This window comes from Rhodococcus sp. HM1 (genome assembly GCF_023218075.1).
In the GTDB taxonomy this organism is placed as follows: Bacteria; Actinomycetota; Actinomycetes; order Mycobacteriales; family Mycobacteriaceae; genus Rhodococcus.
Genome location: NZ_JALPTB010000038.1, coordinates 1 through 23411 on the forward strand (window position 1 = coordinate 1; position 23411 = coordinate 23411).

25 protein-coding genes, 1 tRNA gene and 1 pseudogene are annotated in these 23411 nt (G+C 65.8%); 16 read left to right on the forward strand and 11 right to left on the reverse strand.

Annotation, left to right across the window (positions count from 1 at the left end):
- Window positions 1-125: 125 nt before the first annotated feature.
- Window positions 126-725 (reverse strand): annotated as a pseudogene (locus tag M1M07_RS19310) (flavodoxin family protein); the annotation flags it as partial.
- A 312-nt stretch (window positions 726-1037) separates the two neighbouring features.
- Between M1M07_RS19310 and M1M07_RS19315 the strand changes: the two are divergent.
- Window positions 1038-1646 (forward strand): hypothetical protein, encoded by a 609-nt coding sequence (locus M1M07_RS19315; RefSeq protein ID WP_197257870.1) that lies wholly within the window; start codon window positions 1038-1040, stop codon window positions 1644-1646.
- A 70-nt stretch (window positions 1647-1716) separates the two neighbouring features.
- Here the strand turns inward: M1M07_RS19315 and M1M07_RS19320 are convergent, their stop codons facing one another.
- Window positions 1717-2868: a GIY-YIG nuclease family protein gene (locus M1M07_RS19320; RefSeq protein ID WP_248675242.1), complete on the reverse strand. Its 1152-nt coding sequence runs from the start codon at window positions 2866-2868 to the stop codon at window positions 1717-1719.
- Window positions 2869-2957: 89 nt separating this feature from the next.
- Here M1M07_RS19320 and M1M07_RS19325 point away from each other — a divergent pair, with 89 nt between their 5' ends.
- Window positions 2958-3995: a hypothetical protein gene (locus tag M1M07_RS19325; RefSeq protein WP_248675243.1), complete on the forward strand. Its 1038-nt coding sequence runs from the start codon at window positions 2958-2960 to the stop codon at window positions 3993-3995.
- A 73-nt stretch (window positions 3996-4068) separates the two neighbouring features.
- On the forward strand, window positions 4069-4674 hold the full coding sequence (locus M1M07_RS19330) for a putative glycolipid-binding domain-containing protein (protein ID WP_197256319.1): 606 nt from the start codon (window positions 4069-4071) through the stop codon (window positions 4672-4674).
- Here the strand turns inward: M1M07_RS19330 and M1M07_RS19335 are convergent.
- Together M1M07_RS19335 and M1M07_RS19340 are read right to left on the reverse strand one after the other, a co-directional pair.
- Window positions 4650-6020 carry an amidase gene (locus tag M1M07_RS19335; RefSeq protein WP_248675244.1) on the reverse strand — a complete coding sequence of 457 codons (1371 nt, stop codon included), beginning with the start codon at window positions 6018-6020 and terminating at the stop codon, window positions 4650-4652. The genes M1M07_RS19330 and M1M07_RS19335 overlap by 25 nt on opposite strands.
- Window positions 6008-6970: a prephenate dehydrogenase gene (locus M1M07_RS19340; protein ID WP_248675245.1), complete on the reverse strand. Its 963-nt coding sequence runs from the start codon at window positions 6968-6970 to the stop codon at window positions 6008-6010. Before M1M07_RS19340 ends, M1M07_RS19335 begins: the two co-directional genes overlap by 13 nt.
- Window positions 6971-7018: 48 nt before the next feature.
- Here M1M07_RS19340 and M1M07_RS19345 point away from each other — a divergent pair, with 48 nt between their 5' ends.
- From M1M07_RS19345 to M1M07_RS19355, 3 genes are all read left to right on the forward strand, one after another.
- A complete protein-coding gene (locus tag M1M07_RS19345) occupies window positions 7019-7579 on the forward strand; it encodes a tRNA adenosine deaminase-associated protein (protein WP_197256317.1) in 561 nt (186 codons plus the stop codon).
- The gene (locus M1M07_RS19350) at window positions 7580-8047 is read left to right on the forward strand and encodes a nucleoside deaminase (protein WP_248675246.1); all 468 of its coding nucleotides are present in this window, start codon (window positions 7580-7582) and stop codon (window positions 8045-8047) included.
- Window positions 8048-8101: 54 nt separating this feature from the next.
- Window positions 8102-8192, forward strand: a tRNA-Ser gene (locus M1M07_RS19355).
- Window positions 8193-8238: 46 nt separating this feature from the next.
- Here M1M07_RS19355 and M1M07_RS19360 read toward each other — a convergent pair.
- The 3 genes from M1M07_RS19360 to M1M07_RS19370 all read right to left on the reverse strand — a co-directional run bounded on the left by M1M07_RS19360 (window position 8239) and on the right by M1M07_RS19370 (window position 11153).
- Window positions 8239-9051 (reverse strand): cytochrome c oxidase assembly protein, encoded by an 813-nt coding sequence (locus tag M1M07_RS19360; RefSeq protein WP_248675247.1) that lies wholly within the window; start codon window positions 9049-9051, stop codon window positions 8239-8241.
- Complete coding sequence (locus tag M1M07_RS19365) at window positions 9048-9530, reverse strand: DUF2243 domain-containing protein (protein WP_248675248.1); 483 nt, start codon at window positions 9528-9530, stop codon at window positions 9048-9050. Before M1M07_RS19365 ends, M1M07_RS19360 begins: the two co-directional genes overlap by 4 nt.
- 111 nt (window positions 9531-9641) lie before the next feature.
- Window positions 9642-11153, reverse strand: a complete 1512-nt coding sequence (locus M1M07_RS19370; protein WP_248675249.1) for an HNH endonuclease signature motif containing protein — start codon at window positions 11151-11153, stop codon at window positions 9642-9644.
- Between the two features lie 95 nt (window positions 11154-11248).
- Here M1M07_RS19370 and M1M07_RS19375 point away from each other — a divergent pair, with 95 nt between their 5' ends.
- Window positions 11249-11380: a cation-translocating P-type ATPase C-terminal domain-containing protein gene (locus M1M07_RS19375; RefSeq protein ID WP_248675250.1), complete on the forward strand. Its 132-nt coding sequence runs from the start codon at window positions 11249-11251 to the stop codon at window positions 11378-11380.
- A 5-nt stretch (window positions 11381-11385) separates the two neighbouring features.
- Window positions 11386-12273 carry a universal stress protein gene (locus M1M07_RS19380; protein ID WP_197257850.1) on the forward strand — a complete coding sequence of 296 codons (888 nt, stop codon included), beginning with the start codon at window positions 11386-11388 and terminating at the stop codon, window positions 12271-12273.
- A gap of 252 nt (window positions 12274-12525) precedes the next feature.
- Here the strand turns inward: M1M07_RS19380 and M1M07_RS19385 are convergent, their stop codons facing one another.
- Genes M1M07_RS19385 through M1M07_RS19395 form a run of 3 tightly spaced genes read right to left on the reverse strand, consistent with a single transcriptional unit; the run spans window position 12526 to window position 15101 of the window.
- The gene (locus M1M07_RS19385) at window positions 12526-12819 is read right to left on the reverse strand and encodes a WhiB family transcriptional regulator (protein ID WP_197257864.1); all 294 of its coding nucleotides are present in this window, start codon (window positions 12817-12819) and stop codon (window positions 12526-12528) included.
- Window positions 12820-12877: 58 nt separating this feature from the next.
- Entirely contained in the window at window positions 12878-13711 is an 834-nt protein-coding gene (locus tag M1M07_RS19390) for an MBL fold metallo-hydrolase (protein WP_248675251.1), read from the reverse strand.
- 37 nt (window positions 13712-13748) lie between these two features.
- On the reverse strand, window positions 13749-15101 hold the full coding sequence (locus M1M07_RS19395) for an MFS transporter (protein ID WP_231610474.1): 1353 nt from the start codon (window positions 15099-15101) through the stop codon (window positions 13749-13751).
- Window positions 15102-15443: 342 nt separating this feature from the next.
- Between M1M07_RS19395 and M1M07_RS19400 the strand changes: the two genes are divergently transcribed.
- The 5 genes from M1M07_RS19400 to M1M07_RS19420 all read left to right on the forward strand — a co-directional run bounded on the left by M1M07_RS19400 (window position 15444) and on the right by M1M07_RS19420 (window position 19875).
- On the forward strand, window positions 15444-16937 hold the full coding sequence (locus M1M07_RS19400; RefSeq protein ID WP_248675265.1) for a 2-hydroxymuconic semialdehyde dehydrogenase: 1494 nt from the start codon (window positions 15444-15446) through the stop codon (window positions 16935-16937).
- Window positions 16938-17142: 205 nt separating this feature from the next.
- Window positions 17143-17913 carry a 2-keto-4-pentenoate hydratase gene (locus M1M07_RS19405; RefSeq protein ID WP_197252091.1) on the forward strand — a complete coding sequence of 257 codons (771 nt, stop codon included), beginning with the start codon at window positions 17143-17145 and terminating at the stop codon, window positions 17911-17913.
- Window positions 17910-18359 carry a RidA family protein gene (locus tag M1M07_RS19410; protein WP_197252092.1) on the forward strand — a complete coding sequence of 150 codons (450 nt, stop codon included), beginning with the start codon at window positions 17910-17912 and terminating at the stop codon, window positions 18357-18359. The genes M1M07_RS19405 and M1M07_RS19410 overlap by 4 nt, the downstream gene beginning before the upstream one ends.
- The gene (locus tag M1M07_RS19415; RefSeq protein ID WP_197252093.1) at window positions 18356-18877 is read left to right on the forward strand and encodes a 3-hydroxyanthranilate 3,4-dioxygenase; all 522 of its coding nucleotides are present in this window, start codon (window positions 18356-18358) and stop codon (window positions 18875-18877) included. Before M1M07_RS19410 ends, M1M07_RS19415 begins: the two co-directional genes overlap by 4 nt.
- A gap of 2 nt (window positions 18878-18879) precedes the next feature.
- Window positions 18880-19875: an amidohydrolase family protein gene (locus M1M07_RS19420; protein WP_248675252.1), complete on the forward strand. Its 996-nt coding sequence runs from the start codon at window positions 18880-18882 to the stop codon at window positions 19873-19875.
- On the opposite strand, the gene M1M07_RS19425 is transcribed toward M1M07_RS19420, so the two are convergent.
- Window positions 19872-20813, reverse strand: a complete 942-nt coding sequence (locus M1M07_RS19425) for a LysR substrate-binding domain-containing protein (protein ID WP_197252095.1) — start codon at window positions 20811-20813, stop codon at window positions 19872-19874. The genes M1M07_RS19420 and M1M07_RS19425 overlap by 4 nt on opposite strands.
- Before the next feature lie 66 nt (window positions 20814-20879).
- Here M1M07_RS19425 and M1M07_RS19430 point away from each other — a divergent pair, with 66 nt between their 5' ends.
- The 3 genes from M1M07_RS19430 to M1M07_RS19440 all read left to right on the forward strand — a co-directional run bounded on the left by M1M07_RS19430 (window position 20880) and on the right by M1M07_RS19440 (window position 23375).
- Window positions 20880-21245: a YidH family protein gene (locus M1M07_RS19430; protein ID WP_197252139.1), complete on the forward strand. Its 366-nt coding sequence runs from the start codon at window positions 20880-20882 to the stop codon at window positions 21243-21245.
- Complete coding sequence (locus tag M1M07_RS19435) at window positions 21242-21565, forward strand: DUF202 domain-containing protein (RefSeq protein WP_197252096.1); 324 nt, start codon at window positions 21242-21244, stop codon at window positions 21563-21565. Before M1M07_RS19430 ends, M1M07_RS19435 begins: the two co-directional genes overlap by 4 nt.
- Before the next feature lie 310 nt (window positions 21566-21875).
- Window positions 21876-23375: an amino acid permease gene (locus M1M07_RS19440; RefSeq protein ID WP_197252097.1), complete on the forward strand. Its 1500-nt coding sequence runs from the start codon at window positions 21876-21878 to the stop codon at window positions 23373-23375.
- Window positions 23376-23411 lie beyond the last annotated feature (36 nt).

The following is a 23411-nucleotide window of genomic DNA, read 5'->3' on the forward strand; positions in this document are numbered from 1 at the left end:
GACAAACACCACTCGCCGAGCCTAGAACCAGCGCCGTTAGTGCGTGAAATCAGACCGATCCCGACGAGAACCAGCAGGTCACAGACGTGAGCCGTCAATCATCCCGAAAACGTGAGCCAACTCGGGTTCCACGTCATGAAAGTGGTGTTGCGGTTGGTGAAGTCGTTCTCCGGCCCGCCCGAGCCCGGGTCGAGGTAGGACGGACCCGGGCCGGCCTCCCCGATCCAGCCGGCGTCGGCCTGCGGCGGGATGGTGTATCCGATGTGCTGCAGGGAGTACAGAATGTTGCTGGCGCAGTGTTTGACGCCGTCTTCGTTGCCGGTGATCAGGCAACCGCCGACCCGTCCGTAGTACAGATATTGTCCGGCGTCGTTGAGCAGGTGGGAGCCGCCGTAGAGCCGCTCGATCACCTGCTTGGTGATCGAGCTGTTGTCGCCCAACCAGATCGGACCGGCGAGCACCAGGATGTCGGCGGCGAGCACCTTCTCGAAGATCTGTGGCCACTCGTCGCTTGCCCAGCCGTGTTCGGTCATGTCGGGCCACACGCCGGTGGCGATGTCGTGGTCGACGGGCCGGATAACTTCGACCGACACTCCTTGGGCGTTCATGATGGCGGTGCTGACATCGATCAAGCCCTGGGTATTGCTCACCTCGGGCGAGCGTTTGAGCGTGCAGTTGAGGTAGAGGGCACGCAGGTCGTCGTAGCGTGGTTGAGCGTCGGTCATGGCAACTCCCGTCCAGCCGGAGTCAACCGCGCGACGGGAAGTCAGCGGCGCGCTGCCGGCACCGCGCTGGTGTCTCGGCCGTCGGCGGCTGCGGTCAAGCTCTATTGCAGCACAATATTTTCGAGGTATTTCGAAGTTCGAAGAGCCACGAACGTCGTCACCATGCGGAAACCGGGACAGCAAGACGGTTGTCTGCCGGGCCCCGCAGGCGAATCATTGAATCTGCGGTGGTCGAGGCTGCCGGCCGCCGGCGATGCCGGTGGTGGACGGTTGCTGCCAGGCCATCGAGAACAGCTCGGTGAGGCAGTGGTGATGTTCATTCAGGTGTGGCAGGGGACGGTGCGTGATCGGGACGCGCTGCTGGACTGCATGGAACGGTGGACCCGCGAACTTCTACCGGGGGCACCCGGATATCTGGGCAGCACTTCGGGTTTCGGCGACGACGGCACCTGGGTCTCCGTCGTGCGATTCGAGTCCGAGGAGATGGCCCGCCGCAACAGCGATCGCCCGGAACAGGGTGAGTGGTGGGCAGAGGTCGAGCGGTGCTTCGACGGCCCGATCACGGTCCACGATTGCCGGGACGTCGACACGTGGATGGGCGGCGGATCGGACGAGGCAGGTTTCGTGCAGGTTATGGAGGGCCATTGCGACGACCTGCCGCGGATGCGGGAGGTGCTCGCGGAAGGGGCCGATCGGGTGCACGAACTGCGCCCGGAGATCCTCGGTGGGACGCTCGCGGCGTACGGCGACGACGGCTACGTCGAAACCGTGTACTTCTCGTCCGAGGAAGAGGCCCGCGCACACGAGCGGATCGAGATTCCCGACGATCTGCGGCCGTTGTTCGAGGAGGAGATGCGGTTGCTGGGCGACGTGCACTACTACGACCTGCACGCGCCGATCCTGACGTCTGCCGGTAGGTGACCCTGTCAGCCGGTGAGGCGGGATGGACTTCGGCCCGAGCGGACAATGCACGCTCGGGCCGAAGGGTTTTTCAGGGACGCGGCCGGGGAGTGGGGCGCGGCATCGCCTTTGTCAGACGCGGAGCCCATCCGTGCGACGGCCAGCGCTTGAGACCCAACCGATCCGGGGTCACCCGGGTGTCGACGAACATCTTCTCGAGTTCCGGATCGGACTCCCCGAGGAAGCGATACAGGATCGTGCCGCCGTTCTCCTCGGTGCGCGAGGCGGCTTCCCAGCCCGTCGCCCGGTATGCGCCGCGGACGATGTTGTCGGCGACCACGAGAATCGGCAGTCCGTCGACACGGCGTGCTGCGGTACCGGCCGGCCACGGTCGATCGGCGAGATCCCGGACCTGCTCCGGCGATGCCGATTTCGCCTCCGTGATCCGCAGGACGACGCACGGCGTCGGCAACTCCGGTGCGGCCTTCGCCGAGTACTGACGGACGAGTTCGGCGATCGGTCGCGCAACCCGATCCGCCTCCGAGTCGCCGGTGGTCCCGGCAAGATTCGTCAGTACGAATTCACCGCGATGCGATTCGAGCAGACCCAACGCGGCGACCACCGCCTGCGCGGTTGCGCCGGCGGCGTGATCGCCGTCCGCGGCGGGAAGCAGATGGTCGGCGACGACGAAATGCTCCACCGCGTATCCCGAGTCGTACACGCCGCGGATGCGACGCAGCGCCGCGTCGATCTCGGGGGTGCTCTGGGGTGCGCTCTCGCCCGCAGCGGTGAGTTTGTGCGTCTCACCGAGCGCCGCCCAGGTGAGCGCGAAGATGCGGTTTCCGCGACCGCTGCCGATGTGCAGCACGGTGCGGTCCCGAGGATCGAACAGCGCGTACACGTAGGCGCCGAGCTGATCGACGACGGTGTCCGGCAGCGGATCGGGAGTCGGGGTGCGGTCGTCGACCTCGGTGACGATCGCCCGCAGGACGGTCAGCCGCAGCGCCACCGGGACGGTTCCCGCGGAACCTCCGAACAGCTCCCGGTTGGCGGCGTCGACGGATCCGAAGGTGCGTCCGATGTTGCGGCTGAGGGCACCGAGTGCGTGTGTGAACTCCGCGAGCCGCTGCCGAGGGTCGTCCGCCGTCTCGGGCAGCTCGTTGCTGGTCAGAAACATCTGGATCTCGGGCGATTCCAGAAGCGTCTGGGCGATGTTCGGAGGAACTGTCCACACGGTGCGCATGAGGCGACTCTAGGCCAGACAGCGGCCCCAGACCCCGCACCGCGCGCATCGTCCTCGCTCGTCTCGTGTCGCGGCTACGCTCGTCGATCATGGACGAGGTCCGACTCCGCGACAGGTCCGCGTCGCGGTTGCTGCGTGACGCGAGCGCCTCGTCGCGCATCGAAGGTTTGGTGATCGTCGCCGTCACGACGATCCTGCTGGTGCGTCTGTACCTGCATCTGACGGGGTATCCGCAGGTCGGGGGCGCGACCCTGCACATCGCGCATTCGCTGTGGGGCGGGTTGCTGATGGTCGTGGCATTGTGCGGGCTGCTCACCTATCTGGGGCGCAGTCCGCACGCGTTCGGGATCGTCGCCGGAGGCATCGGCTTCGGGTTGTTCCTCGACGAGATCGGCAAGTTCCTCACCAAGACGAACGACTACTTCTACCGGCCCTCCGTCGCGATCATGTACGTCGTGGTGCTGCTGTTGCTGCTCGCCAACCGTGCGATCCACGGGTTCCGGCCGGTCACGGCCCGGGAGGATCTGGCGAACGCCGCCTCGACCGCGGTGGACGGGGTGATGCGCGGGCTCACACCCGCCGAGCGGGCCCGCGCGAACGCGCAGTTGAGGTCCGCGCGGGCAGGTGGCGCGGACCCGGAAGCGGCCGACGAAATCGAGCGGTTGCTGGCCCGCTGCCGCGACCGCGACGACCGTCGGTCGCGGGTCGGTGCCGGCGTGAAACGGATGGTGCCGCCCGCCCTGCGCGGTGATCGTGGCACGTGGGCCGCGGCGGTGACACTGACGGTCTTCTCCGGGCTGATGCTCGTCCACGCGGTGGTCACCCTCGCCGACGATCTGAACGGCAGCGACCGCGACCTCACGGTGTGGTTCCAGTTCGTGGGGGTCACGGTGACGACGCTGCTGTGCGTGGTCGGGTTGACCGGGCTGTGGGGGCGGCGCGGGTGGGCGCTGCCGGTGTTCAGTGCGGCGGCCCTGATCACGGTGCTGTTCGTCGAGGTCGTCGACTTCGCGGTCGCAGAGTTCGGGGCCCTGCTCAATGTTGCCGTGGGTGCCGCGGCCCTGGCCGTGTTCTCGAATCGGCTCGCCGGCCGGGACCGTGACGAACCGATTGTTCCGGCCGTGTGAACAGGGAGTGGTTTCGAATCGAGCGCCGAGGCCACTTACGTGCCGTTCGTCGCTTACGGTAGACACCGTGAGCATGCCAGCCCCTGATGCCGCGAGCACTGCGGCGAGCAGCGCATCGACCTGGCCCGCGATTCTGACGTGGCGGGCGGTCGATGCGCCGCGTATGGAATCGGTCCGTGTGCAGTTGAGCGGTAGTCGCATCAAGTCGTCCGGCCGTATCGTCGGGGGTGCGTGCGCCGAGCATCCGGCCTTCAGTGCGTCCTACGACCTCGTGACCGACGAGAACGGTGTCACCCGCAGGTTGTCGGTGCGCACGACGCTGGCCTCGGGTGAGAAGCACATGTCGATCAGCCGGTCCGGTGAGGGAATCTGGATGGTCGACAACGGGACGCAGCATCAGCGGTCTGCGTTCGGTGGTGCACTCGACGTCGACGTGATCCTCAGCCCGTTCTTCAATGCGCTGCCGATCCGGCGGTACGCATTGCAGTCCGGCGCGGACGATCTCGAGGTTCCCGTCGTGTACGTGAACCTGCTCGATCTCAGCGTCGAGGAGGCGACGCTCATCTACAGCAGCGCCGCCGACGGCATCCACGTCATGTCACCGGTATCGAGTTCGACCGTCACGGTCGACGCGGACGGTTTCGTCGTCGACTATCACGGGCTCGCCGAACGCATCTGATCGTCCGGTGTGCCCTCGACGGCCAGGGCGAGCGCGAGCGCCGTGGACTCGCCGGGATGGCTGCCGTGTCCGCCGGGCCCGCTCGTCAGTCCGACGACCTGCAGGCCGACGGGGTGATCGTGGCCGTCCGGGGCCGGTACGGACAGTGCAGGGACCCCGAGCACGTTGAACGGGATGCAGCGCTGCAGCAGGGGAGCACGCAGCTCGGCGGGGTCGCTGTCCACCGGCGCCGACCGCACCCCGGTGGTGACGGTGAGCAGGGCGTCGAGTCGTTCGGTTCGGCGCAGTCGCCGCAGCACCTCGCCGCGCAGGCGTTCGGCCGCGCGCAGCGCCCGCAGGTATTCGGAGGCGGGCCGGTCGGCCTGCGCGGCCAGAAGTGCCGCCGTCGGCGGGCAATATCTGCCGGGGTCGTCCTCGAACCACCGTTGATGCGTTTCGTACGCCTCGGATCCGGTGACGATCGGATACGCGCCGAGCATCTCGTCCGTCTCGGGCAGTGTCGTGTCCACGACCTCGGCCCCGAGATCGCGGAGGGTGCGGCAGGCGGTGTCGAGCGCCGCGGCGACCTCGGCGTCGTCGATGTCCCAGATGCCGCCGCGCAGTACGCCCACGCGCAGTCCCGACACCGGGGTGCGCAGGTGCGCGACCCCGGGCAGCGCACCCCACGCCAGACCGGCGTCGAGGACGTCGCCGGTGAGCAGGCCGATGTGGTCGAACGTGGTGGACAGCGGGAACACGCCGTCCAACGGCAGAGCGCCGCTGCTCGGCTTAAGCCCGACGATCCCGCACAGCGCAGCGGGTGTGCGGACACTGCACCCGGTGTCGGTGCCGAGCGCGAGCGGCACGATGCCCTTGCCGACCAGCACCGCCGAGCCCGACGACGAACCGCCACTGATCAGCGCCGGATCGTGCGGGTGCGAGGCCGGACCGGCCGCATTGACCAGACCGGTGGGGCCGTAGGCGAACTCGTGCAGGTGCGTCTTGGCGACGACGATCGCCCCGGCCTCCCGCAGTTGCGCGACGATCCGGGCATCCCGGCGGGCCGGGGGTGCGTCGGCGAGGACGGCGCTGCCGCAGCGTGTCGGCATTCCCGCGACGTCGATGTTGTCCTTGATCGCGACGGCGACGCCGTGCAGCGGGCCGATCCAGCTGCCGGCGTCGAGCTCCGCGTCGGCGCGTGCCGCGGATTCGAGCGCGGCCGCGTCGTTGCGGGCGGCGACGATGTTGCCCCAGGGCGTGCCGTCGAGGGCGTCGAGTTCGGCGAGGACCTGCCGGACGTGGTCGGTCGCGGTGAGGTCGCGCTTGGCCAGGGCCGACGCGGTGTCGCGCAGGTTCACGACGTCCACACCCCGCCGCGACGCCCGGCGTCGCGCAGCTGCTCGATCCAGTTGTCGTCGCCGGGGACGATCCCGGTGATGGGCTTGCGTTCGCGCTGCTCGTAGCGCAGCCGGGCCGCGTGGCCCGCGGACGTGAGGTCGCCGGTGCGGCCGTCGGCGAGCTGCTCGCGGGCGTTGCGCAGAACCTCAAGGGTTTCGTCGAGCGCCGCGAGCACGGCGGTCGCGTTGCCCTCGCACATCGCGTCGACGAGCGCGGGCGCGGTCCCGGCGATGCGGGTGCCGTCGCGGAAGGAACCGGCCGCCAGCGCCAGCGCGAGGTCGCCGCCACCGGCCCCGGCGAGGGCGAGGGCTTCGGCGAGGATGTGCGGCAGATGCGAGATCCGCGCGACCGCGGCGTCGTGTTCCCCGGATTCGGCGGGCACGACCACCGAACCGCAGTCGAGGGCGAGTCCAGCGACCTGTTGCCACACGTCGGGGTCGGCTCCGTCGTCGACGGTCACCACCCACACGGCGTCGCGGAAGAGATCGGCGGTGCCGGCGTCCCATCCGGATTCGGCGGTCCCGGCCATGGGATGCCCGCCGACGAAGCGTGCGGACAGTCCCCGTGCCGCGACTGCCGCGGCGACCGCGGACTTCACGCTCACCACGTCGGTCAGCGCGACGTTCGGGGCGTGCTCGGCGACCGCGGCGAGTACCGAGTCGACCACAGGCATCGGCACCGCGACGACGACCAGCGCGTCGGAAGCGGCCGCGCGGCGCAGCACCGTGGGCAGGTCGGTGGAGGCGTCGAAGCCGTCGGCGATCGCGGCGTCGACGGCACCGGACGAACGGTTGTATCCCCAGGCTTCGCGGCCCGCGGCGACGGCGGCACGCAGCAGCGAACCGCCGATCAGGCCGAGGCCGAGCACGCAGACGGGCGGGGCGGAAACTGCACTGGACACCGCATCAGGTTGGCACATTCGCCATCGGACTTCATTCACGGGACCGGGCCGACTACCGTTGCGCGCATGGCTGCACAGCGTGTAGGGGACAAGAGCCCTTCGGTGACAACATCCGGGGCATCCGGTGCTTCGTCGGAGGACCTGGACGGCTTCGCCGTCGCTGTCACGCGGGAGGAAGGCCGGTGGAAGTGCCGGGCCCTGACTTCTGCTGCGTTGACGAGTTTGGCGACGGCGGAGACGGAGCTGCGAGAGCTGCGGAGCTCCGGCGCGGTCTTCGGTCTGCTCAACGTGGACGACGAGTTCTTCGTGATTGTGCGTCCGGCTCCGGCGGGGACGCAGTTGCTGTTGTCCGACGCGACGATGGCGGTGGACTACGACATCGCCGCCGACGTGCTCGAGGCACTCAACATCGAGATTCCCGACATCGACCCGGACGAGCTGGACGAGGTCGAGCCGTGGGAAGAGGGGGACCTGGCGATCCTCGCCGACATGGGTCTGCCCGAGCCGGTCCTGGCGGTGATCCTGTCGGAGACGGAGCTGTATCCGGACGAGCAGATCGAGGAGATCGCGCAGCGCTGCGGGTTCGACGACGTGTTGTCCTCCACCTTGGACAAGCTGCAGAAGTAGATGGGTCTGCGGGACGACGAGGAACTGATCCGGGTCGCGCTCGAGGCCGCGAAAACGGCATCCGCCGGGGACGTCCCGGTGGGTGCGGTGGTCTTCGCGGCCGACGGCACCGAGCTGGCGCGGGCGGCGAACTCGCGGGAGGCGACCGGTGATCCGACCGCCCACGCCGAGATTCTCGCGTTGCGGGAGGCCGCGCGTGTGTACGGCGACGGGTGGCGGCTCGAGGGCGCGACCCTGGCCGTGACGCTCGAGCCGTGCACGATGTGCGCGGGCGCGATCGTGCTCGCCCGGGTCGGCCGGGTCGTGTTCGGGGCGTGGGAACCGAAGACCGGCGCGGTCGGGTCGCTGTGGGACGTGGTGCGCGACCGTCGCCTCACACATCGGCCCGCGGTGCGCGGTGGTGTTCTCGAGGCCGAATGCGCGGGGGTCCTCGAGGACTTCTTCCGCACCCACCGAGACCTTGCCTAGGGCTCTGACCAGCCGATTTCAACTCAGCGACGCGATCCGGTAAAGTCTTTTAGCGGTGGCGTGTCCGAGCGGCCTAAGGAGCACGCCTCGAAAGCGTGTGACGGGTAACCCCCGTCCGAGGGTTCAAATCCCTCCGCCACCGCCAAGAGTCCCCCACCTGTTCACGCAGGTGGGGGACTTTTTTCGTCCCGTCAGTGCGGGAGGGAACCGGCTTCGGGCACAGATCGGGCACTGTCTCGCGCACGGGTACGCGGCAGGAGCCAGGGGCGGCACACCAGTACGAGCAGCGCGATCTCCACCGGTGCCCCGACGTAGTACATCAGTTCGGCACCCGCGCGAGCCTGTTCGACGGGCACACCGTCGGGTGGATCGGCATAGATGACCTTCGCGAGGATGTTGTGCGCTGCGATCGCCAGTACGAGCGCCCCGGCGCGCCACGGTGGTGAGGCGCGGTGTGGGGCGGGATCCGGTCCACCCAGCACGGCGAAGGTGAAGAGATACCCGGCGGCCAGGACGTGCGCGTGCACCAGGACATGGAGTGCCGGTTCGGTGTGCGTCGCCGCGTACAGGCCGGTGCGGTAGAGCACCCACAGCCCGCCGATGTCGAGTACGCCGGCGACGAACGGGTTGGTCGGTACCGCGAACGGGGGCGATGCCAACGCCCGTGCCAGGAGCCGGGCCGCGGGAACGGGGAGTAGTCGCAGAGCAAGGGTGACCGGTGCCGCCAGCACGAGGAGCAGTGGACCGAGCATGCCCAGAAGGACATGCGCGGCCATGTGGGCGACGAAGTCGTCGTGGGCGCGATCGGCGATGGGACCGACGAGTGCCACGCCCACCGAGGCCCATCCGGCAACCCACGCCGACGTCCGTTTCACCGGCCAGCAGACCTCGCGGCGCCGCAGCCGGCGGACTGCGAGCAGATAGGCGGCGACCGCGCCGACAATCAGCAGGACGGTCACCCATTCGCCCGGACCGAGGAAGGCGCTGCCCGCGTGGTGGTTCATGCGTCAGAGGGGACGTCGGAGCGGCGGGCACGTCGTGCAGTCACGACCCACAACGCGATGCCGGCGGCCAAGAGAAGGGCGGCGACGATGTTCCATACGAGGTCGTAGGGCGTCAGGTTCACGTCGTAGCGGATCTGGTGGAGACCCAGCACCTTGTGTTGGAACAGGCCGTCGTAGAGCTGGAAGAACCCGGCTCCGGTCAGCCAGCCGGCGGCGAAGGCCGAAACTCGGAAGGTGCCGTCGCGCGCCAGCCCGAAGACCAGCATCAGGGCTGCGACGGTCGCGAACCAGCTGAACGCGTGGAAGAGCCCGTCCGAGACAAGTCCCGCATCGGAGGTGGACTTGTCGTAGAAGTGGTGCCAGTGCAGCAGCTGGTGGAAGACCGCCTCGTCGAGGAACGCCACGGTACCGAGTCCGAGCAGAATCCCGGCGACGATGTTGCGGCCGTGCTGTGTAGGGCGACGTGCCTGGGAGTCCATGCGGATTCACTCGCCTTCCGTTCATGCCGTAGGAGAGTCGGTACCCACACGGGTCGTTCCGAAACGAGTCGGGATTGTCCGTACGGGTTGATTCGTTGAGCCGGCGATCCGTTACGGAACCTCGCCACCGCTAGCATCCGCAACCGGTTCCCGCATCCATCGACGCCGGTGCTCGCGCAGCTCGGTCTCGCGGCGGGCCCGGTAGTGCGCCAACGCCGCCGACAACAGATCACCGAGGTGATGGCGGTGATTGACCCGCGGTCTCTGCTCGGGATCGATGTGCGGCGGCGGGATCCATTCGGTACGCCCCGGGTGCTCGGAGTCGGCCGACGCGACGCGTGTTTCCCAGCCACCGGGCCCGTCGTGCACCAGCGCATGACACGCGTCGCAGGCGAGATCCTCGTTGGTGATGTCGGTGAGCCCGCCGTCCCTCCACTCTCTGATGTGGTGCACCGCGGTGAGTGTCGCGGGGGCGTCGCAGCCGGGGCGGGTGCAGCCACCGGAGGCGGCGATCAATGCGAGGCGTTGATCGGCCGACGCCAAGCGTTTGGCGCGGCCGAGGTGCAGGGGCCGGCCGTGGTGATCGAAAATCGCCAGAACCGGATGGGCGTTCTCGGCCATCCGCAGCGCGTCGCGGATCGGCACCAGACCGCCGGAGGCGGTGGTCACGATGCCGGACTCCTCTTCGAGCTGTTTGACGGTCATGGTCAGGATCGCGGTCACCGGCAGCCCGCGGTGGCTGCCGAGCACACCCGCCGACAAGATCTGCCGCAGGGCGACTTTCAACGCGTCGTGGTTGCGTTGCACGGCGGTGCGGGTGTCGCGGGCCGCGGCCTTCGCCAGCGCGTCGCGGTCGAGGGTCTCGGATTCGACGTCACCGGAGGGTGATTCGGGGTCGTCCGGGTTGTTCATGCCGGGCCGGGCGAGTTTCGCCAGCACCGGTTCGAGCAGCGCCCGGGTTTCCGGGTCGAGGAGCCCGGAGATCGGGGTCATGAGATCCGTTCCTTGTTTGCCGATCCGCAGACCCCGGCGCCGCTTGCGTTCCTTCTCGTCCGGCACGTCCCCGTCCGGATTCAGATACGCGAGCAGATGCGCGCCGAGTTTCACGAGATCGTCGGGGGTCACCGAGCAGGCCGCGTCCGCGAGGATCTTTTCGGCGACGGTGATCTCGTCGAATCCGACCCCGTGCGGGACCTTCCGCATCACCTTCGCCACGGCCGCGACATGATCCGGTCCGATCGCGCCAGAGCGCGCCGCGGCAGCGGTGGCGGGCAGTTCCGGTTCCAGGTCCTCGCCGTCGAGGGAATGCCAGGTGCCGACCTTCTTCGCGCCTTTGACCCGCCGGGTCGCGTCGGCCGCGGAGATCCGCAGCGTGCCGATGAGGAAGTCGTTGATCGAGCGGCACCCGAGGTCCTCCGGGACCCGTCGTTCGACGGTCTCGACAATCATTCGATGGCCGACGGCTGCGGCCTTGCGCAGGACGGTTTCGAAGCGCTGGAGGAACTCGACCAGGTCGTCGTTCGACAAGCCGGTGAGGTCGTCTTCGAGCAGGCCGTCGACAGCCTCGTCGAGGGCGGACAGCCGCGCCCCGACCTCGCCTTCTCGCACCCCCATCGAAAGCATGTTCGAACTATATCGAGGGGGTCCGAAAGTAGCGTGGAAGCTGAGGCTGCGGCGCTGCGGTGGAGTGCTAACCGCAGCGCCATTTGGTAAATGTGTTGTTCGGATCCTCGGGCCTCACTCCGGTGGAGTGGGCGAAGGTGCTCGGCGTCGGACTGACGGTCTTCTTCGTCGCCGAAGCGGAGAAGTGGGCAATTCGTCGCATCCACGCCGGACGTGAGGGGCTGTAGAAGCTATGGAGACGTCATCCCTTCGGCACATCCTGGTCGCCACCGACCTGTCCGACGGTGCGACGCACGCGGTCCGCCGCGCCGCGCAGCTCGCCCGCGAGCATCACGCACAGCTCACCGCGGTGTATGTGCCGGCCTCCGCCGGACCGGAAAAGCTGCGGCGGGCGAATGCACTCCTGGCGGAGCATCTGTACCGATGCGTCGGCGACACAGCGCTCAATGACACAGCGGTCGGGGACACACAGGTCGACGGCGTGGTCCGGGCCGGTGACATCGTCTCCGTCGTCGGCGCCGTCGCCGGTGAGTGCGACGCCGACCTCCTGGTCGTCGGCGCGCACGGTGGGCGGCTGCCCATCGCGTTGCTGGGAAGCACCGCCGAACGACTCGTCGGAACCAGCGCCACGCCGGTGCTGGTGGTCCGGAATCCGTCCGACGGCCCCTACCGGACCGTTCTCCTGGCCGTGGACACCACTCCCGCATCCACGGCGGCCGCCCGCGTCGCGGCAGCGTGGACACCCGACGCCGACCACATCCTCGTGCACGTGTCGGTCGTCATGGGCGAACAGCTGATGCGAATGCACGGCGCCGACGACGTGGGATTGGCGCAGCTGCGGCACGTGAGCACCGAGCAGGCCCGCTCCCACCTCGACGACTTCGCCTCGACGCTGATCCCCGAACCTGCCGACAGCCGCATCGAATCCGGTCATGCCGCCACGAGAATCCCGGAAATCGCCGACGAGTACCGCGCCGAGCTGATCGTCGTCGGGACCGGGGAGCGTTCCGCACTCGAATACGCGATGCTCGGCAGCGTCGCCCAGCACGTACTGCGCTTCGCCGGCACGGATGTCCTGGTGATGCCGGACGGCGGATCGAGCTCGAGATCGGCTGTATGAGTTTCCACTGTCGCGGGGTAGGGACCGCTGCCGGAAGTCGCAGCGGGACCACAGTAAACGCTTCGGTGCGCTCGCGGCGGTGGCGTCTCCGAGAGAGAACGGCAGCATCGCGGTGATGAGGCCTGCGGTGAACAGAAGCAGGCCGATCGGGTCGAAAAAGGCGCCGCCGGGATCGCTCCCGACGGCGCCTCACCTCGCCCCTCGGCAAAAGGGTGCTACACATCAGATGTTGCGGGACATGGCCGGGCTCCTTCAGCCGGTCTGTCGGGTAGCGACGCCGATGGTGTGAGACGTTCGCCGACGGTCGCGTTCGGTGGTTCCGCCCCAGACCCCGTAGGGCTCTCGGGTCGAGAGCGCATACGTTCGACACTGGTTGAGAACCGGGCATTGGTAGCAAATGCGTTTGGCCTCCCGCTCCCGTCGTACCTGGGGACCTTTCGGCTCGTCCTCCGGCGCAAAGAACAGGTAGCCCATCGAACGGCACAGTGCGCGCAATCGCCAGGACCAGGTGTCACTGTGGACTGGTTGGAGGTTCGCGCGGATCATCACTGCCTCTCGGGTCGTACTACGAGCATGGGGCAGGCACAGCCATGCCTGTCCGGGATCAGCAGGGAATGCGCACGAGATCGTGGGCCACAATGATCTCCCCGTCGAAGTGCCGCGCGGCTTGGCGAATCCAGTCGTCTTCGGTGAGGTCGTAGGGGATGAGGTGCCACAGCACGAGAGTGCGGACTCCGGCTTCCTTGGCGATCCTGCCTGCGCTTTCTGCATCGGTGTGAGCGCGCGCGAAATGGCGGCGCAGTTCGTCTACATCGGCGTTGGTGCCGCTGAGGAGTCGTCCGAGATGTTCGGGGGAGTACACCTCGTGGACTAGGACGTCGGCTCCGGTCGCCAACTCCGTGATCTGCTCTGAGGGGGCGGTGTCCCCGGACACCACCACCGATGATCCGTCGGCATCGATTCGGTAAGCGAGGGAGGGCATCGGCGGGTGGAGGGCTGTGCCGGCGGTGATCGTCATATCAGGCGTGGAGACGACAACTCCGGGAGAGGCGATCTCGTGGCCGCGCATGAGTCCGGACAGTTTCGGGCGCCCGAGGCTCTCGCGGTGCTCGATGTCGGGCCGTCCGACTGCTCGGATCAGTTCAAGCATCTCGGTGAGCGGAGGTGGGCCGTAAACGTCGACCGGGGTGACCAATCCTGCGGTCCAGGCCAAATGCAACAGTGCACCGAGGTCGGCATTGTGGTCGACGTGATGGTGGGTCACGAGCACCGATTTGAGATCCCGCAGTCGCAGGCCGGCGGACACCAGTTGGCGAGCTACGCCGTTGCCGCAGTCGATGACGTGAATGTCGTCGCCGCGCACGATCGCCGTGGCGGGAGCCGAGCGCTTGCCGTTGGGCTGGGGGCCGCCGGAGCTGCCGAGGATGACCAGTTCCATGTTTCTTCCTTCGATGTGGAGTGTTGTGGGAGGACAGTCAGTGCGCCGCTGCGTGGGAGGGGCGGGCGGATGCGGTGTCTGTGTCGTGGCCGGTGTTGCGAGGGATGGCCAGCGAGGCGAGGAGGCTGAGGACAGAGATGACCAGCACGTATCCGGTGATCGACCACGACGAGCTGGTCGTGGCGAACAGAGTTGCGGCAATCAGTGGGGTGACTCCGCCACCGAGGAGCGAACCGATCTGGTATGCGACGGAGGTGCCGGAGTAACGGACGTCTACTGGAAAGAAGCTGGCGGTCAATGTCCCGATCGGGGCGTTGGTCATCGACAACACCAGTCCCATCGACAGCATGAAGACCAGGATCAACGGCTCGCTGCCGGTGTTGACCACCGGGAAGAACACCAGGCACCAGAGCAAGCGGATCACAGAGCCGTAGACGAAGAGCGAGCGCAATCCGAACCTGTCTGTGAGGCTGGCCCAGAACGGCACGGAGACAAGCCAGATCGCGGATCCGCCGATCACACAGGCCAGCATGAATGACTTGTCGAGGCCCTGGGTCTTGGCGCCATACGAGAGCACATACACCATGAAGATGTAGGCAGCTGTGCTGTTACCGACGATCACGAGAGTGGCGTGCAGGACAGACTTCCAATGCGCGGTGACCACGGTCGCCACCGGTGCTCGCTTCGGCTTGTCCTTCTTGGACATGGTCACGAACTCGGGGCTCTCCTGGATGTGGAGTCGAAGATACAGCCCAACAGCGACCAGAATGATGCTGAGAAGGAACGGAATTCGCCATCCCCACGTCGTGAAGCCCTCTTGGCCGATCAGGGCATTGGCGCCGAGGAAGGCGCCATTGGCGAGGATGAGGCCGGCCGGTGTGCCCAATTGTGGGAACGAGCCGTAGAATCCTCGCCGTGCCTTCGGTGCATGTTCGAGGGTGAGAACCACTGCACCACCCCATTCGCCGCCGAGGCCGATGCCCTGGACGAGTCGCAGTGTCACCAGCAGGATCGGTGCCCAGATACCGAATTGGGCATATGTGGGAAGTGCACCGATCAGCGTCGTTGCCACACCCATCAACAGCAGCGAGACGATAAGGGTGTTGCGGCGCCCGACCTTGTCCCCGAAGTGGCCGAAGATTACTCCGCCGAGCGGACGGGCGAGGAAACCTACTGTAAGAGTGCTGAATGCGGCGATCGTGCCGACAGTGGGGTTGAGCGCCGGAAAGAACTGTGCGTCGAAGACCAGGGCGGCGGCGGTGCCGTAGAGAAAGAAGTCGTACCACTCGATGGTGGAGCCGATCGCGGAGGCCCACGCCACCTTTCGGATCGGCATCTTCTGCTGGACCTGTTCGGTAGTGCCGGCACTGGCACCCGATACCGAGGACATCTCATACACCTCCGTGGGACGACCACCATGTGGCCGTTGCTGTTCGTTGTGCCTTTGAGAATGCTGTCGGGTGGACGACGAAGCGAATGCGCATCTTGCTCACATGTATGCCGTCAGAGCATATCGACAGGTCAGGGCGCGGCTCAGCTGGCAGCCAAGCTCACGATTCGTCGAATGAGGCCGCGGTCGAGTCTGTTTCGGCGTAGTGCAACTCGGACCGGCATCGGCCCAACTCCTTTGTCGTGGTCAGCTACCGGCGAACGATCCGATATGCACAGTGGGTATAGCTCGGTGCGGAACATGCATTTGATCGGCGACAATTGCCCGGCAACAGTTGAGTGCATGACCGCACCAACTGCACCGACGGCGGAGACCGAGCGGTGGATCCGCAATTACGTCGACGGGCATTTCGTCGACCCCGACCCCGACCGCGGCTTCGCGAAGGCCGACCCGGCCACCGGACAGGTTTTCGCCCGCGTCCACGAGGCAGACGCATCGCTCGTCGACCGAGCCGTGACCGCCGCACGCCGAGCCCTCGACAATGGTTGGGCAGAAACACCGGTGCGTGACCGCGCAGAACTGTTGCGCCGCGCTGCCGACCGCATCGAGGAGAGGTTCGAGGAGTTCGTCGCCGCGGAGATCGCAGACACCGGAAAGCCCATCACTCAGGCTCGCGAACTCGACGTTTCTCGGGCGCTGACCAATTTCCGGACCTTCGCCGACGTGGCAGCGGCCGCCGGTCAGGAATCGTTCATCACCGATCTCGCCGGTGGACGACAGGCCCTGAATTATGCGGTGCGCAAACCGCTCGGTGTCGTCGCTGTGATCGTGCCGTGGAACTTGCCGCTGCTGTTGCTGACCTGGAAGGTTGCACCGGCGTTGGCCTGTGGCAACGCGGTAATCGTCAAACCTAGCGAGGAAACACCGTCCACGGCGACTCTTCTCGCCGAGGTATTGGACGAGGTCGGTTTTCCCCGTGGGGTTTACAACGTCGTGCACGGATTCGGCGGCGACTCCGCGGGAGAATTCCTGACCAGGCATCCCGGGATCGACGGGGTAACATTCACCGGTTCTTCCGCTACCGGCTCGCAGGTGATGAAAACCGTTGCTCCGCAGGTGATTCCGGTATCATTTGAGCTGGGCGGGAAAAACGCCGCCATAGTCTTCGACGACGTCGACCTCGACGAGGCGTTGACCGGGCTGACGAAATCGGTATTCACCAACACCGGGCAGGTGTGCCTGTGCACCGAACGGGTGTACGTGCAGCGGGGTATCTTCGATGAGCTCGCGGCCGGATTGGCCGAGCGGGCCGAACAGCTCCGGCTCGGCATGCCCACCGCGGCAGCCACTACCACCGGCCCCCTCATCTCACAGACGCATCGCGAGAAAGTGCTCGGCTACTTCGCACTTGCCGAGCAAGCAGGGGCGAAGACCCTCACGGGCGGTGGAATCCCCGACCTCGGGCCAGGGCTGGCCGGCGGTTCCTGGGTCGAGCCGACTCTGTGGACCGGCCTGACCAACACCGACCGGGTGGTGCGCGAGGAAATCTTCGGTCCGGTGGCGGCGCTCATCCCGTTCGACACCGAAGAGGAAGCGATCGCGCTGGCCAACGACTCGAAATATGGTCTCGCAGCCTCGGTGTGGACCGACGACCTCCGCCGTGGGCACCGGGTCGCGCAGAAGATGCGCGTCGGGATCTCCTGGGTCAACACCTGGTTCACCCGCGAACTTCGCTCGCCGTTCGGCGGAATCGGTCTGTCCGGTGTCGGTCGAGAGGGCGGCGAGTCGTCCCTCCATTTCTACACCGAACCGACGAATGTGTGTGTGCAGCTGTGACTATGGCAAGGGGATTCGATACAACCGTCGAGGTCGCGGCCAGGCGCCTGATCGAGGCGCGGACGCCACCGGCACCAGTGCGAGAGTTCCTGGGTAAGACAGCGGTAGCCGGATTCTTCGAGGTGCCATCGGTAAATCTCGACGAACACATCGCGCTGGGTCTGCTGTCGCAGAATTCGGCCGACTCGACAGGTGGTGAGGCGTAATGCTGCTCGACATGATCGATACCGACCGGCTCATCGATCGACTCGATTGCGCTCAGCAAACGGTGAGCGACACGCGGAGTCTCGCGGACAGTCACGAGATCGACATCGATGATGCTTACCGAATCCAGAACGGCGTGGTCAGCCGCCGTCTCGGTAGAGGAGAGTCGATTATTGGAGTAAAGCTGGGGTTCACCAGTAAGGCGAAGATGGCACAGATGGGTATCTCCGACGTCATCGTTGGACAGCTGACCGATGCCATGCAGATCGGCGATGGCGATGACGTCGACCTGGCCCGATTCATCCACCCGAAGATCGAACCCGAGATCGCCTATCGGCTCGCTCGCGATGTCGATCTGGCCGATCCGTCCGTAGACATCGAGTCCTGCGTGGACGCTGTCGCCCCGGCCATGGAGATTATCGATTCGCGATACCGGGACTTTCGCTTCACCTACACCGACGTGGTGGCGGACAACACCTCCGCCGCCGGCTTCGCGATCGGGCAGTGGCGGCCGATCGAGGAGGTCAACAACCGTACAGTGCGCCTCGAAATGGGAGAGCGCATCGCGCTGGGTTCCACCGCGGCCATTCTGGGAAATCCGGTCCGGGCCCTGCATGCGCTGGTCGACATGGCCAGGCGCCGGACGATCGCGCTGCGAGCAGGCCAGGTGATCCTGGCCGGGGCGGCCGCCGCGGCTGTCCCGATGACCGCCGATACCGCAATGTGTCACATCGTCGGCCTCGGTGGTGTCAGCGTGAAAGGAACGAAATGACCAGTGCCAAGGTAATCGACCGGTTGGCCGCCCCGCGAGGCCGGTTTCCGCACGTCAAGGTTGTCGGCGATTTCGTCTACGTCTCCGGTACCAGTTCGCGGCGACCCGACAATACGTTCGTCGGCGTCGAGGTCGATGAGATGGGAACCACGACCCTCGATATCCGGGCCCAGACACGTGCAGTCATCGAAACCATACGTGCCATCTTGAAGGAGATGGGTGGCGAACTGTCCGATCTGGTCCAGGTCACCTCGTATCTGGTCTCGATGAACGACTTTGCCGGCTACAACGAGGTTTATGCCGAATTGTTCGATGAGACCGGGCCAACGCGTACCACCGTGGCCGTTCACCAACTACCGCACCCGCATCTGCTCATCGAGATGCAAGGTGTCGCCTACGTGCCGGCCGATCGTCAACAGAACCGAATCATGGAGATCACGTCATGAGCAGTATCCCGAAGACCATCAATCTCGAGAAGTGGATCGCCGAGCATGATCACCTACTGAAACCGCCGGTGAACAACCAGACCATGGCAATGGGCAGCGATCTCATTATCCAGATCGTCGGCGGGCCGAACCAGCGCACCGACTACCATCTCGATCCGTACGAGGAGTGGTTCTATCAGCTCAGAGGCGACATCCATGTGAACGTCATGACCGATAGTGGACCGGAGACCGTGCACATCCGCGAAGGCGAAACATGGCTTCTGCCAGGAAATCTGCCGCACTCACCGCAGCGTCCGGATACAGGATCGATCGGGTTGGTCATCGAGCGAGTTCGACAGGAAGGCACCCTCGAAAAGTTTCAGTGGTACTGCCTCGAATGCAACGCGCTGATCCATGAGGTTGAACTGCAGGTCCGGAACCTCGTCGAGGACCTTCCGCCTGTCTTCACCGAGTTCTACGACGACGAACAAGCACGAGTCTGCGCCAATTGCGGTGCTCGGCATCCCGGGAAAGGCTGATCATGAGCGGAATGATCGACGTCCATACCCATTTCGTGCCGAAGGGGTGGGGAGATCTCACCGCAGATGCGGGACCGGATGCGCCTTGGTTGCGGATCGAGTCGGAGACCGACGCAATGATCATGATGGGCACCAGAGAGTTTCGGCGGATTCAGGACGATTGCTGGAGCGCGCACACGCGGCTGCGGGACATGGACGCCGACGGGGTGCAGGCGCAGGTGGTCTCGCCGACCCCGGTGTTCTTCAACTACGGCCGTAGCGGCGAGGAAGCGACCCGGATCGCTCGGATCTTCAATGACCTGGCACTCGATATCATCGCTCCCGCCGCGGACAGGCTGATTCCCTTCTGTCAGGTGCCTTTGCAGGACCCGGACGCTGCCTGCCGTGAACTTGAACGCTGCGTCGAGAACGGCCATCGCGGGGTGGAAATCGGAAACCACGTGGGCGACCTCGATCTCGACAGCGCTGGGGTGGTCACCTTCCTGCAACACTGCGCCGCGCTGGACGTGCCCGTCTTCGTCCATCCCTGGGACATGAGCAACTCCCCACGTCTCGATAGGTGGATGGCCCAGTGGCTCACCGCGATGCCCGCCGAAACGCACCTGTCCATCCTGGCATTGATTCTCGGTGGTGTATTCGACAAGATCGATGATCGGTTGAAGATCTGCTTCGCGCACGGAGGCGGATCGTTCGCGTTCTGGCTCGGCCGGATGGAGAATGCGTGGCACCGTCGGAACGACATCATCGGAACCTCAGACTTCCCGCCCTCGCATTACCTCGGTCGCTTCTACGTCGATTCCGTCGTCTTCGACGAACGGGCACTGCGGTTGCTCGTCGACACCGTCGGAGCGGACCGGGTCATGGTCGGCAGCGACTACCCGTATCCTTTGGGTGAACGCCCGGTAGGCGAGGTGGTGCGCAAGAGCGAGTTCCTCACTTCTGCTGTGCGCCAGCAGATCTTGCGTGGAAATGCTGAGAACTTCCTCGGCCTTGTCTAGCCCGGAGTATCGGTAGGGGGGGTCATCTCGGCGGCAACCTGCTGCATCTTCTCGACCAGTGAGTCGGCCGAGGGGTTCAGCGTGCGCGTTGCCGCCAAGGTGACCCCTACGCTGTGCCCGACGAAATCCAGGGGAACCGGCAGCCGGGTGATCCTGGGGTCATCCTGAACGATCAAACTCGGCAGCGCTGCGAGTACATCTGTATCGAGCAGAAGTTGGCGGATCGTCAGGAAGGACGTGGTCTCCACGCGATTGGGAGGCAGCGGCATCGCATGGCGTGCGAAGAACTCCTCGAGTTCGCGCCGCAACGCGGTTTCAACCCCAGGAAGAATCCACGGATAGTCGGACAACTCGGGCAGAGCAAGGTCGGAGCGGCCCATGAGGGGATGCGAAGACCGAGCGACGATGTCGATGGACTCGTCGTAGAGCTTGCGGCGCACCGCATTTTCATCCGACGGTGCAGTGAGTCTCCCCACGATAAGATCGATCCTTCCGGCCTCGAGTTCAACCAATAGGGCGGTCGGTGTGCCTTCCCTGACTACGACATTGAGGAAGGGATTCTCCGCCTTGATCGCTGCAATAGACCGTGGGAGAAGTACATTCGAACCGGCAAGATGAGTCCCGACGACCACGGTGCCGCGGCTGGCGTCCGCGAGCTCAGCCACGTGACGTCCGGCCTGCGTCAACTGGGCGAGCACGGCACGCGCGTGCCCCGTGAAGGCCTCACCGAATACGGTGGCGGTGACGCCACGGGGACCGCGGACAAACAGAGGCACGCCGAGGATGTCCTCGAGTTCGTGGAGGCTGCGGGTCGCGACCGGCTGGGTTATGTGAAGTTCCGCCGCTGCTGCGACCACACTGCCCTGACGACTGAGCGCATCGACCAGGACCAGATGACGCAGTTTGAGTCGGCCATCCAGCAATCGAGGCGTTTTCACCGGCAAATTCTATCGGCAGGATCCCCAGCCGTGTCGCCTCTCAACAGGGCATCACTGAAAGCGAAAATGGCTATCAAATTGCTACGACGAACACCCGCAGCCGACGAATGCGAGCCGGACTATCGGTTCACCCTCGCCAATGAGCGGACCTTCCTGGCCTGGATTCGCACCGCCCTCGGGCTCCTGGCTGGGGGAGTCGCAGTCGACCGTCTCGGAGCATCGCCCCGGGAGGGCGAAGGATCCAACCTACTGGTGTTGGGCTGCATAGTGTTCGCGATCGCTGTTGCGGGAGGTGCATACTTCCGGTGGGCCTCGGTACGGCGTGCAATGAGGCGTGATTCACCCCTCCCCGGTTCGCTGCTGGTTCCGGTCCTGGCTGGGGGTGTCGGCGTTATCGCTGTGGTCGTGAGTGTCACGACCCTGTTCTCATGATCGATTCATCGAGCCGCGATCCGGCGTTGCAGGCTGAGCGCACCGCGTTGTCCTGGCGGCGAACATCGTTCTCGGCACTCTGCGTAACCGTCTTGTTGCTGCATGAGCCGGCGGAGCGGGGTGGGGGTACTGCGGTAGCGGTGCTGGCGTCCGCGTTGATGACCATGCTCGTGTGCGTTGTCGGCTGGCGTCGCGACCGCACCCTTGGAAATGAAGACGCACTACACAATGGAATCGAAGGTCTCGGAATGGTGCCTGTTGCGTCGGTTTCGGTTGCAATAGTGCTGGGTGGGGTGGCTGCGGCCATTGCCGACTATTGAATCTCCTGGTGTCCATGAGGGAAGCACCCCTCTGATGGACGCAAAGTGACGACCATGGTTCCCTCGCGACGAGTTTCCCGGGCGACGATCTCTGAACCACCGGATGCCGCTACGTCCTGCACGGGGATCATCGAGATCGATCAGAGCAGGTGCCCATGCACGTTGACGATCAGATACCGATCGTGTCCGAGGCGTCCTCGTCTTCAGGAACCGAAACGATCGGTATCGGGTCCACCACCGTAGGCGTCTGTATGAAGTTCCCCTCACGGGGGTAGCCGCAGCGGTACCTTCCTCCAAGAGAGGAGTTGCCATGACTCAGGTCGGCGGCGCACGCAGGAGCGGACTCTTCCGCACCAAATCGGTCGAGCAGTCCATTCGCGACACCGACGAACCGGATTCGAAGCTCCGAAAAGACCTCACCGCGTGGGATCTGATCGTCTTCGGTGTTGCCGTCGTCATCGGTGCCGGCATCTTCACCTTGACGGCCCGGACCGCCGGTAATGTCGCGGGCCCGTCGGTGTCCCTCGCCTTCGTGTTCGCCGCGATCGCGTGCGCCCTCGCCGCCCTGTGCTACGCCGAGTTCGCGTCGACGGTGCCGGTCGCCGGTAGCGCCTACACGTACTCGTTCGCGACGTTCGGCGAGTTCATCGCGTGGATCATCGGCTGGGACCTCATCCTCGAGTTCGCGCTGGCCGCGGCGGTCGTCGCCAAGGGCTGGTCGCTGTATCTCGGTGAGGTGATCGGCGGACTGTCGTCGTCCTTCATGCTCGGGTCGGTGAAGGTGGACTGGGGCGCCGTCCTCATCACCGTCGTCATCGGCGTGCTCATCGCGACCGGCACGAAACTGTCGTCGCGGGTGTCGCTGGTGATCACCTCCATCAAGATCGCGGTCGTGATCTTCGTCGTCGTCCTCGGCGCGTTCTACATCCAGGCGGACAACTACTCGCCGTTCATTCCGCCGTCGGAGGCGGGCGACACCGGTGAGGGTCTGCACCAGTCGCTGTTCTCGTTCTTCACCGGCGCCGGCGGCAGCACGTTCGGGTGGTACGGCCTGCTCGCCGCGGCCAGCCTGGTGTTCTTCGCGTTCATCGGGTTCGACGTCGTCGCGACGACCGCGGAGGAGACCCGGAACCCGCAGAAGGCGGTGCCGATCGGCATCCTCGGCTCGCTCGCGATCGTCACCGTCCTGTACGTCGCGGTCAGTCTCGTCCTCACCGGCATGGTGAACTACACCGAACTCGCCGGGGACGAGTCGACCCTGGCGACGGCGTTCGCGCTCAACGGCATGGACTGGGCGAAGAACCTCATCTCCATCGGCGCTCTCGCCGGCCTGACCACCGTCGTCATGGTGCTCATGCTGGGGCAGACGCGCGTGCTCTTCGCGATGGCCCGCGACGGCCTCATGCCCCGACGTCTCTCGCACACCGGCCGCCACGGCACCCCGGTCCGCACGACCGTCGTCGTGACGGTGGTCGTCGCGATCCTTGCCGGCCTGATTCCGCTGGGCACCCTCGAGGAGATGGTGAACATCGGCACGCTGTTCGCGTTCGTCCTGGTCTCGATCGGCGTGATCCTGCTGCGGCGCATGCGTCCGGACCTCGAACGCGGATTCCGGGTTCCCTTCGTGCCCGTGGTGCCGATCCTCTCGGTGCTCGCGTGCGTGTGGCTGATGATCAACCTGTCGGTGGAGACGTGGCTGCGGTTCGTGGTGTGGATGGTCATCGGCGTCGTCGTCTACTTCACCTACAGCCGGAATCATTCGGTTCTCGCGAGACAGAACGCGGACGGATCACCGACGTCCTCGCCTTGACCGGAACGGGCAGGGCGAAGGTGCGAATCGAATATT